The 9,113-nt window shown below is 74.3% G+C and carries 11 protein-coding genes; 4 read left to right on the forward strand and 7 right to left on the reverse strand.

The window, feature by feature from the left end; all coding sequences use genetic code 11:
• On the forward strand, positions 1-735 hold a 735-nt coding region (locus ACWGDE_RS31930), incomplete at its 5' end, for an acyl-CoA thioesterase (protein WP_453392524.1).
• A gap of 32 nt (positions 736-767) precedes the next feature.
• Positions 768-1,169 (forward strand): YchJ family protein, encoded by a 402-nt coding sequence (locus tag ACWGDE_RS31935; RefSeq protein ID WP_453392525.1) that lies wholly within the window; start codon positions 768-770, stop codon positions 1,167-1,169.
• Here the strand turns inward: ACWGDE_RS31935 and ACWGDE_RS31940 are convergent.
• A complete protein-coding gene (locus tag ACWGDE_RS31940) occupies positions 1,133-1,936 on the reverse strand; it encodes a DUF6397 family protein (protein ID WP_453392526.1) in 804 nt (267 codons plus the stop codon). The two genes, ACWGDE_RS31935 and ACWGDE_RS31940, sit on opposite strands and share 37 nt — an antisense overlap.
• A 237-nt stretch (positions 1,937-2,173) precedes the next feature.
• The gene (locus ACWGDE_RS31945; protein ID WP_453392527.1) at positions 2,174-2,572 is read right to left on the reverse strand and encodes a roadblock/LC7 domain-containing protein; all 399 of its coding nucleotides are present in this window, start codon (positions 2,570-2,572) and stop codon (positions 2,174-2,176) included.
• A 106-nt stretch (positions 2,573-2,678) separates the two neighbouring features.
• Here ACWGDE_RS31945 and ACWGDE_RS31950 point away from each other — a divergent pair, with 106 nt between their 5' ends.
• Positions 2,679-3,116: a PPOX class F420-dependent oxidoreductase gene (locus ACWGDE_RS31950; RefSeq protein WP_453392528.1), complete on the forward strand. Its 438-nt coding sequence runs from the start codon at positions 2,679-2,681 to the stop codon at positions 3,114-3,116.
• Between the two features lie 80 nt (positions 3,117-3,196).
• Here the strand turns inward: ACWGDE_RS31950 and ACWGDE_RS31955 are convergent, their stop codons facing one another.
• From ACWGDE_RS31955 to ACWGDE_RS31975, 5 genes are all read right to left on the reverse strand, one after another.
• Entirely contained in the window at positions 3,197-3,835 is a 639-nt protein-coding gene (locus ACWGDE_RS31955) for a GTP-binding protein (RefSeq protein ID WP_453392529.1), read from the reverse strand.
• Positions 3,835-4,215 (reverse strand): DUF742 domain-containing protein, encoded by a 381-nt coding sequence (locus ACWGDE_RS31960; protein ID WP_328303519.1) that lies wholly within the window; start codon positions 4,213-4,215, stop codon positions 3,835-3,837. Before ACWGDE_RS31960 ends, ACWGDE_RS31955 begins: the two co-directional genes overlap by 1 nt.
• A 17-nt stretch (positions 4,216-4,232) precedes the next feature.
• Complete coding sequence (locus ACWGDE_RS31965) at positions 4,233-4,676, reverse strand: roadblock/LC7 domain-containing protein (protein ID WP_214954590.1); 444 nt, start codon at positions 4,674-4,676, stop codon at positions 4,233-4,235.
• A complete protein-coding gene (locus ACWGDE_RS31970; protein ID WP_453392530.1) occupies positions 4,676-7,354 on the reverse strand; it encodes a sensor histidine kinase in 2,679 nt (892 codons plus the stop codon). The genes ACWGDE_RS31965 and ACWGDE_RS31970 overlap by 1 nt, the downstream gene beginning before the upstream one ends.
• Before the next feature lie 198 nt (positions 7,355-7,552).
• Positions 7,553-8,368: an MHYT domain-containing protein gene (locus ACWGDE_RS31975; RefSeq protein WP_453392531.1), complete on the reverse strand. Its 816-nt coding sequence runs from the start codon at positions 8,366-8,368 to the stop codon at positions 7,553-7,555.
• 168 nt (positions 8,369-8,536) lie between these two features.
• Between ACWGDE_RS31975 and ACWGDE_RS31980 the strand changes: the two genes are divergently transcribed.
• Complete coding sequence (locus ACWGDE_RS31980; protein WP_453392532.1) at positions 8,537-9,094, forward strand: class I SAM-dependent methyltransferase; 558 nt, start codon at positions 8,537-8,539, stop codon at positions 9,092-9,094.
• The last annotated feature ends 19 nt before the right edge of the window (positions 9,095-9,113 follow it).

Here is a 9,113-nt window from a genome sequence, read left to right on the forward strand (position 1 = left end):
CACTCGCTCCACTCGTACTTCCTGCGCCCGGGCATCCCGGGGGTGCCGATCGTGTACCAGGTGGAGCGGGTGCGCGACGGGCGCTCCTTCACCACCCGCCGGGTCACCGCGGTCCAGCAGGGCAAGACCATCTTCAATCTGACCGCCTCCTTCCATCACCCGGAGGAGGGCAGCATCGAGCACCAGCTGCCTCCCCGCCTCGACTTCCCGCACCCGGACACGCTCCCGAAGGTCGTGGACGAGATCCGCGAGCACCTGGGCACGCTGCCGGAGGCCCTGGAGCGGATGGCCCGCCGCCAGCCCTTCGACATCCGCTACGTGGACCGGCTGCGCTGGACGCCCGAGCAGCTCAAGGACGCCGATCCGCGCAGCGCGGTGTGGATGCGAGCCGTCGGCCCGCTGGGCGACGACCCGCTCGTGCACACCTGCGCCCTCACCTACGCCAGTGACATGACCCTCCTCGACGCCGTGCGCATCCCCGTGGAGCCCCTGTGGGGCATGCGCGGTTTCGACATGGCCTCCCTGGACCACGCCATGTGGTTCCACCGGCCCTTCCGGACGGACGAGTGGTTCCTGTACGACCAGGAGTCGCCCATCGCCCACGGCGGCCGGGGCCTGGCCCGCGGCCGCATCTACGACCTCGAGGGCAGGCTGCTGGTCTCCGTGGTCCAGGAAGGGCTCTTCCGCCCTTATGGCGCCAAGGCCGCGTTCAAGCCGGCCGTGTCGCCCCAGTAGTCCGACCCGTCACCGAAGAAATGGGTGCACCCATGCCCACCCCGGCCCTCCCCTGCCCCTGCGGGCTGCCCGCCGCCTACCCGGAGTGCTGCGGCCGCTTCCACTCCGGTCAACGGCAGGCCCCTACCGCCGAACTGCTGATGCGTTCCCGGTTCAGCGCGTTCGCCGTCGGCGACACCGCCTACCTCCTGCGCTCCTGGCACCCTTCGACCCGGCCGGGCAGCCTCGACCTCGACCCCGGGCAGCGCTGGGAGCGCCTGGAGATCCTGGCGACCGAGCGCGGCGGGATGTTCGAGACGGAGGGTTCGGTGGAGTTCCGGGCGCACTACCGCGAGGGCCGGCACACCGGCTCGCTGCACGAGCACAGCGCCTTCTCCCGCGCGGACGGGGCCTGGGTCTACGTCGGCCCCCTCTCACCCGTCGACTTCGACTGACCCCGGGCACCGGTCAGGGCGAAGTCCAGGCTGGTCCGGTACCGGGCGGTCTCGTCCGGGAGCCGGGCCCGCAGCAGGCGGGTGGCCACGGCGGCGGCCGCCGGGACGTGCGGATGCCCGTACGGCGGGGGCGGAGCGAGCGCGGCGAGCACGATCCGCTCCGCCGGATCGGGCACGGCCTCCCTGACCTCCTCCTCCGGGAGGACCGAGGCCAGCACGGCCGCCCGCTCCCAGGGGTCGGCGGTGCGGCCCAGCAGCAGCGCGACATGGCGCTCGCGCCACTTCCCCGGGCGCAGATCGGCCTTGGCCGCCATCAGCTCCCCGTCCGCCGGCGGCGCGCTCCCGCGCAGCATCCCCGGCTCCCGGGCCGCGAAGTCCCGTAGCTCCGAGGCCAGGTAGAGCCACACCACCGCCCGGTAGCGGTTGATCCGGTATCCCACCGGAACGATGTGCCCGCAGCGCGCGAGCCGGGTGAACCGGCTCGGGCCCACTCCCAGGACGGCGGCCGCGGCTTCCGCCCCCGCCACCGTCTCCAGGCGCTCGAGCAGCGCGTGCGGGAATCCCCCGGCCGACCGGACGCGGTCGAGCTCGGTCCGGGTGAAGCGGGCGGACCCGCCGGGCCCGGGCGGACCGGCGCGCACGAGACCCAGCTGGACGGCCCGGGCGAACTCGGCCCTGCTCAGACCCAGTTCCCCCGCGGCCCGGCCGCCGCCGAGCAGCCCGTCGGCGGCGTTCGCCGCCCGCACCACCACCGTCGCCGACGGCAACGCCCCTGCGGTCCGTGCCGTCGCCCGGGCAGCCCTGCGTACCGCCGCCGCCCCTGTCGTCGTCCGTGTCGCCGTTCCTGTCGTCGCGCGTTCCGTCGGCTGCGCCGTTTCCCGCGCCGCCATCCGTGCCGTCTGCGTCATCACGCTCTCCCCACCAGAAGTGATTACTGTGCGTGAAGACCGTAACCGAGAGCGACGACACCGCGCGAGGCCTGTGGACAACCACGAAACCCCAGGTCAGCCGCCCGTGATCCGCCGCTCCGCGACGCCCAGATGCTCGCCCACCCGGTTCACCAGCAGGGTCATCTCGTACGCGACGTGACCGATGTCGGCCTCGGCCGCGCTCAGCACGCACAGGCAGCTGCCCGCGCCGGCCGCCATGACGAAGAGGACCCCGTCGTCGTACTCGACCATGGTCTGGCGCACCTCGCCCGCCCTGAAGTGCCGCCCCGACCCCTTCGCCAGGCTCTGCAGTCCCGCCGCGACGGCCGCCAGGTGTTCCGCGTCCTCCCGGGCCAGGCCCGCGCTCGCGCCCGTCACCAGGCCGTCGTTGGAGAGCACCACCGCGTGGCGGACCTGCTGCACCCGCCGCGTCAAGTCGTCCAGCAGCCAGTCCAGTTGCTTGTCCAGCGCCATATCAAGCCCCTCCCCGTCGACGCGGCCGACACGGCCGCGCCCCACCCCGTGTACTCGTGCCGCCAGCCTTCCCCACCAGGGTCTTTCCGGCAAGGAGGATGGACCCATGGTGAAGAAGATGACTCAAGAGGAATGGCGGGAGTTCGTCTCCCACGGCACCCGCACCGGAAAGCTCTCCACCGTCCGCGAGGACGGAAGCCCCCACATCGCTCCCATCTGGTTCGTTCTCGACGGCGATTCCTTCGTGTTCAACACCGGGCAGGACACCGTCAAGGGGCGCAATCTGGCCCGTGACGGCCGGGTCGCGCTCTGCGTGGACGACGACCGGCCGCCGTTCTCCTACGTCGTCCTCCAGGGCCGTGCCGAGATCAGCGACCACACGGACGACGCCGACGCGCTGCTCGACTGGGCGACGAGGATCGGCGGACGCTACATGGGTGCGGAGCGCGCCGAGGCCTTCGGCCGCCGCAACGCCGTGCCCGGAGAGCTCCTCGTCCGCGTCCGCATCGACAAGGTGATCGCGGCGGCCGGAATCGCCGACTGAGGGCGCCGCCCCGGCACGCCTGCGCGACCCTTCCCCTCCGGGGGACCCCGGTCCCCCGGCCCCCTCGCCCGCAGGCCGGTTCACACCGAATCGGCCTGCGGCTCCACCGACTCCAGCAGCCGCGCCGTGTGCACGCGTCCCGCGTACTCGACCAGCCGGATCAGCACTTCCTTCCCCGAGTCCTTGTCCCGCGCGTCGCACAGCACCACCGGCGTCCCCTGGTCCAGGTCCAGCGCCCGCGACACCTCGTGGGCCCCGTACCGCTTCGCGGCCGTGAAGCAGTTGACGGCCACCACGAAGGGGATCTTCCGGTGCTCGAAGTAGTCCACCGCCGGGAAGCAGTCCTCCAGCCGCCGCGTGTCGGCGAGCACCACCGCGCCCAGCGCGCCCTGCGACAGCTCGTCCCACAGGAACCAGAACCGGTCCTGCCCCGGTGTCCCGAAGAGGTACAGCGACAGGCCCGACCGGATCGTGATCCGCCCGAAGTCCATGGCCACGGTCGTCGTCGTCTTCTGGTCGACCCCGCCCGTGTCGTCGACCAGCTCCCCCGCCTCGCTGAGCAGTTCCTCCGTCCGCAGCGGCCGGATCTCGCTGACCGCGCCGACCAGGGTGGTCTTGCCCACGCCGAAGCCGCCCGCCACGAGTATCTTCAGCGCGAGCGCGGCCAGTTCCTCCCCGCCCTCGGCGCCCTGCGCCGGCCCGTTGTCGTGCAGTCCCATCACAGCGCTCGCAATCCCTCGATGACTTCACGCAGAATCCGCTCGTCCGGCAGCTGCGCGGGCGGCACCGGCCGGCTGACCTTGACGTGCCCGGCCTCCAGCAGGTCCCCGAGCAGCACCCGCACCACGCCCACGGGCAGGTCCGCGTCGGCCGCGAGCTCCGCCACCGACTGGGTCTCGTCCCGGCACAGGCCGAGCAGCGCCCGGTGTTCCGGGCCCAGCAGGGACTCGGCCGCCTCGTCCGTCCCCGCCGGGTCCACGACGACCAGCGCGATCAGGTCGAACCGGACCCCGTGGGGTCCCGGCTTCGTACGCCCGCCGGTCATGGCGTACGGACGGACGAGCGGGCCCGCGTCGGCGTCGTACCACTGGCCGTTCATGCTCCCGACCGCCGCCCTCAACCGGCGGCCGGCGGGCGCGCCGCGAACCGGGGCGGGGTGTACAGGTGCTCGCCGACCCGCTTCACGAGACGGGCCATCTCGTACGCGATCAGCCCCATGTCGGCTCCGGCCCCGCTGAGCACGGCCAGGCAGGAGCCGTCGCCGGCGGCCGCGACGAAGAGGAATCCCTCGTCCATCTCCACCATGGTCTGGCGCACGCCCCCGGCGTGGAAGTGCCGGCCCGCGCCCTTGGCCAGGCTGTGGAACCCGGAGGCCACGGCCGCCAGGTGTTCGGCGTCCTCCCGGCTGAGGGCGCTGGAAGCACCCACCGCCAGGCCGTCGTTGGACAGGACCACCGCGTGCCGGACCTCGCGGACGCGGACCACGAGGTCGTCCAGCAGCCAGTCCAGCTCGCCGGACCTGCGGACACCGTCGAGGTCGATCCTCTGATGCTCGATCATCACCGTTCTCCTTCGCCTTCGCTGCCTGCGTGAGGGGAGTTCTCGTGGGTGCCGCGCACCCAGCCCGCCCGGTACGCCGCCATCCGGTCCCGCGCCTGCTCGGGGCTGCGCCCGGGCGGGTCCTCGGGCCCCCGCACACCGGCGGGCGCCTTGGGCGCGGGGGCTTCGCGCAGCTGCGGCACGAGGCTCGCCTGCCGGACCCGGCGCGGCAGTTCGGTGACGGAACCGGCCGGACCGCCGGACGGGCCGCCCGGCGCAGCCCCCGCGGGAGCGTGCGCCGCGGGAGCGGGCGCCACCGCCGGGACGGCCGTACGGGGAACCCCGCCGCCGGAACCGCGCGGCCGGAGCGGGGCCACCGGGGCGGGGCGGGGATCCGCCCACGCGGGGCTCCGCTCGGGGACCGGGACACCGCGCCCGTCGTCCCGTACGACGCTCATGGCCGGGGACTGGGTCTGGGGGTGGGCCGGGTACGGGGCCACGTGCTGCTCCGGAGCCGGTTCCAGGGCCTGCTCCGCCTCCGGTGCCGGGGCGGGCTGCGGGGCGGCGGCCGTGATGGCGCCCTGGAGCAGGGAGTTCGGGAGCAGCACCACGGCGGTGGTGCCGCCGTACGGTGACATGCGCAGGTGCACCTTCACACCGTGCCGGGCGGAGAGCCGGCTGACCACGAAGAGCCCGAGCCGGTCGCTGTCGAAGAGGTCGAGCGCCTCGGACTGCTCGATGCGCCGGTTGGCCTCGTGGAGGGACTCGCGGCCCATGCCGAGCCCGCGGTCCTCCACCTCCAGGACGTAGCCCGCGCCGACGGGTTCGCCGCTGACCCGGACCTTGGTGTGGGGCGGGGAGAACTGGGTGGCGTTCTCGATCAGTTCGGCGAGCAGGTGGGTGAGGTCGGCGACGGCCCCGCCGATGACGGCGGCCTCGGCGAGCTGGCGGACCTCGACGCGCGGGTAGTCCTCGATCTCGGAGACGGCGGCCCGTACGACGTTGGTCAGCGGGATCGGCATCCGCCAGGCGCGGCCCGGGGCGGCACCCGACAGGATGATCAGGCTTTCCGCGTGCCGCCGCATCCGGGTCGTGAGGTGATCGAGACGGAAGAGGTCACCGAGCTCGTTCGGGTCGTCGGCGCGCCGCTCCATCGAGTCGAGCAGGGTGAGCTGCTTGTGCACCAGGACCTGGCTGCGCCGGGCGAGGTTGACGAAGACGCCGCTGACGCCGCTGGCCAGTTCGGCGCGTTCGACGGCGGCGCTGAGCGCGGCCCGGTGGACGGTGGCCAGCGCCTCGCCGACCTGGGCGATCTCGTCCTCGGCGGCCGGGCCCTCGGGGGTCTCGGCGGACACGTCGATGTCCTGGCCGGCCCGCAACCGGTCCATGGCCCGCGGGAGTTTGCGGTGCGCGATCTCCAGCGCGGTGTTGCGCAGCGAGACCAGCTCGACGACCAGGGCCCGGCCGATGCGGACCGAGATGACGAGCGAGGCGGCCACGGCGGCCAGGCCCAGCGCGACGGCGGCCCCGGCGGGGCCGAGCGCGCCCGCGCCGAACGGGTCCGCGCGGTCGGCGGCCCGGCTGTGGGCCGCGCTCTCGATCTCGCGCATCGAGGCGGCGACGGAGGTGTACGCCGCTTCCCAGCCGGCGGGCGCCCCGGCGGCGCGGGTGTCCTTCGCGGCGGCTCCCTCCCCGGCTCCCCCGGCTGCGGACAGTGCCCGGTCCTCGGCCCCGGTGAGCTCGGCGTAGACGGCGCTCTTGGCCACCGACTGCCAGGCGTCCTGCTGTTCGGCGGGCAGGTCCCGGGCGGCCGAGTCCGTCAGGGCCCGGCGCGTCTCGACCGCGCCGGCCAGACGGCGAAGCGATTCTCCACCGCGCGGACCGGGGACCGTCAGCAGCGCGTCCTCCCGCGAGAGCTGCTCACCGGCACGGGCGAACTCCAGCAGGACCCGGGCGTCGGGCCCGAGTTCGGCGTCCTGGCCGCCTCCGGAGAGGGCGCCACCGAACTCCAGCGCGGAATCGATCACCCGCGTGTACGTCTCGTAGGCGGCTTCCGGGGTGGCGCGGCGCTTGGTCACGTCCTCGCGCACCGGGCCGAGCCCCTCGGCGGCGGCGACGAAGGCGCGCAGCCGGACGACGATGTCGCTACGGTAGTCGCCGGAGTCGGCGACGGTGTTGTGGTCGCCGAGCCGCAGCGCCCGTACGGCGGTGTCGGTGCGGCGCGTCTGCTGTTCCAGGGCTTCGGCCTGGCCGGGGGCCTGGGCGGCCGCCGCCTGGCCGGAGGTGGGATCGGCCAGCAGCCGCACGGCCGTGCGCCGTTCGGCCTGGAGCTGGGTGACGGCGGCGGCGACCGGGCCCCGCAGTTCCCGGTCGACGCGCTGGACACGGCTCAGCCGGGCGACGTCCTGGGCTGCGTCGACGGTGGCGAAGGCCCAGAGGGCGAGCAGGGAGACCACCGGCACCATCAGCAGCGAGACGATCTTCGCGCGGACGGTGGCGGGGCGCAGCCGCAGCCCCGGCCCGCCGCGGACGCCAGTGGCGGCCTGCGCGCCCGGCGGGGCGCCGGGGTTCTCGTGGTGCGCCGGCTCCTCGGCGGGTGGCCCGGCGTGCGCCCGGCGGCCGGTTCCCCTGGCGCGGCCGTCCGCGGCCGCGGGCGGCCGCGGAGCCGCTGCTTCCGGTGTTCTGCGGGGTCTGCGCATGGGCTCCTCGTTCCGGGCGGTGCGTATGTGCGTGACGGTGGCGGCGTACGTGCGTGACGGTGGCGGCGTACGTGCGTGACGGTGGCGGCGTACGTGGACGGCGGGGCGGTGGCGGTGGTGGTGACGCCGGGGCAGTCGGTGGTGGCCGGGCCGTGGCGGCGGCCCGCGCGGCGGCGGTCTCCGGTCCGCCGCGCGGCCTCAGCGGGCCGGTGCGGAGGCGTTGGCCGCGGTCGCCGCGCCCCGCTCCCCCAGGCGCCGGTCAGCCGAGGCGGCGGCGGTGGCCGCCCGCTCGTCGGCGGTCGGGGAGAGCGCGACGAACGCGGAGGTGATGAACAGGTAGGAGCCGAGGCCGACGGCGAGCGGGAAGATGAACTGCATGGCGGTCGCGCCCGGCAGCGCCTGGTCCGAGGGGACGACGTCGACGGCGACGGCGAGCATGCCGGTGTAGTGCATGCTGCTGACGGCCGCGCCCATGACGAGCGAGGCGACGGCGACGGCGACCGGGGACTTGATGTTGAGCGCGGCCCACAGCGCCGCGGTGGCGGCGACGACGGCGATGGCGATCGAGAGCCCGACCGTCAACGGCTCGTAGGAGACCGAGCCGTGCAGCCGCAGGGCCGCCATGCCGAGGTAGTGCATGCTCGCGACGCCGAGGCCGGTGGTGAGCCCGCCGAGGACCAGGGCCCGGCCGCGGTCCTTGCCGTATCCGACGGCGAAGACGCCGGCGCCGACCACGACCATGGCTACGAGGAGGCTGAGGATGGTCAGCGGCACGTTGTAGTGGATCTCGGTCCCGGTGACGTGGAAGCCGAGCATCGCGACGAAGTGCATCGTCCAGATCCCGGTCCCGATGGCCGAGGCCGCCGTGAGGAGCCAGTTGCGGCGGGAGGCTCCGGTCGTGGCGGCGAGTGCGCGGACGGTGCAGCGCAGCCCGAGGGCGGCGCCGATCGAAGCCATCACGTATGACAGCGCGGGGGTAAGCCAGCCATAGGCGGCGTGGTCCAGGTGTCCCATGGCCACGGGACGCTAGTCCGGGTGAGGGCGCGAACAAGGGGAGCATTTCGAAAGACACTGGAACTGCTGGAATATGACAGAGATACGTTCATCTCCGATCACGCCGCGTACCACCTTGCACACGTTCCGCAGGCATGTGCCAGGGCCCCCGTGGGGGATCATGGGCACATGAGCGAAGAGCGCACACAGGACCAGGCCCACGTACAGGAGTTCTTCGGAGCGCGCGCCGCCGGCTGGGACCGCAAGTTCCCCGGGGACGGACCCGCCTTCGAGGTGGCGGTCGCCGAGTTCGGACTGCGCCCCGGCGACCGGGTGCTCGACGCGGGCTGCGGCACCGGCCGGGCGCTGACCGAGCTGCGCGCGGCCGTGGGCCCGTCGGGGACGGTGCTCGGCGCGGACCTCACCCCGCAGATGCTGGCCGCCGCGCGGGACGCCGGCCGGGACGCGGCGGGCGCGCTGCTGCTCGCGGACGTGGCGCGGCTGCCGCTGCGCGACGGCGCGCTGGACGCGGTGTTCGCCGCCGGCCTGATCGCCCACCTGCCCGACCCCGGGGCCAACCTGCGCGAGCTCGCCCGCGTGGTCCGCCCCGGCGGCCGGCTCGCGCTGTTCCACCCGATCGGGCGCGCGGGCCAGGCGGGGCGCCCCCGCCGCCCGCGGACCCCAGACCCCCAGCGGGGCGCGCCCCCGTGTCGTATAAACAAAAGACCCGGGCGGCGCAGGAATTAGTGTAGATATAGGTGGTGGG

The organism is Streptomyces sp. NPDC054956 (assembly GCF_053609185.1).

Coding starts and splice junctions, on each gene's coding strand:
- ACWGDE_RS31950 (WP_453392528.1), top strand. CDS start 2,679: ATGGTGAAGAAGATGACTCAAGAGGAATGGCGGGAGTTCGTCTCCCAC.
- ACWGDE_RS31945 (WP_453392527.1), bottom strand. CDS start 2,572: ATGGCGCTGGACAAGCAACTGGACTGGCTGCTGGACGACTTGACGCGG.
- ACWGDE_RS31965 (WP_214954590.1), bottom strand. CDS start 4,676: ATGATCGAGCATCAGAGGATCGACCTCGACGGTGTCCGCAGGTCCGGC.
- ACWGDE_RS31935 (WP_453392525.1), top strand. CDS start 768: ATGCCCACCCCGGCCCTCCCCTGCCCCTGCGGGCTGCCCGCCGCCTAC.
- ACWGDE_RS31980 (WP_453392532.1), top strand. CDS start 8,537: ATGAGCGAAGAGCGCACACAGGACCAGGCCCACGTACAGGAGTTCTTC.
- ACWGDE_RS31960 (WP_328303519.1), bottom strand. CDS start 4,215: ATGAACGGCCAGTGGTACGACGCCGACGCGGGCCCGCTCGTCCGTCCG.
- ACWGDE_RS31955 (WP_453392529.1), bottom strand. CDS start 3,835: ATGGGACTGCACGACAACGGGCCGGCGCAGGGCGCCGAGGGCGGGGAG.
- ACWGDE_RS31975 (WP_453392531.1), bottom strand. CDS start 8,368: ATGGGACACCTGGACCACGCCGCCTATGGCTGGCTTACCCCCGCGCTG.
- ACWGDE_RS31970 (WP_453392530.1), bottom strand. CDS start 7,354: ATGCGCAGACCCCGCAGAACACCGGAAGCAGCGGCTCCGCGGCCGCCC.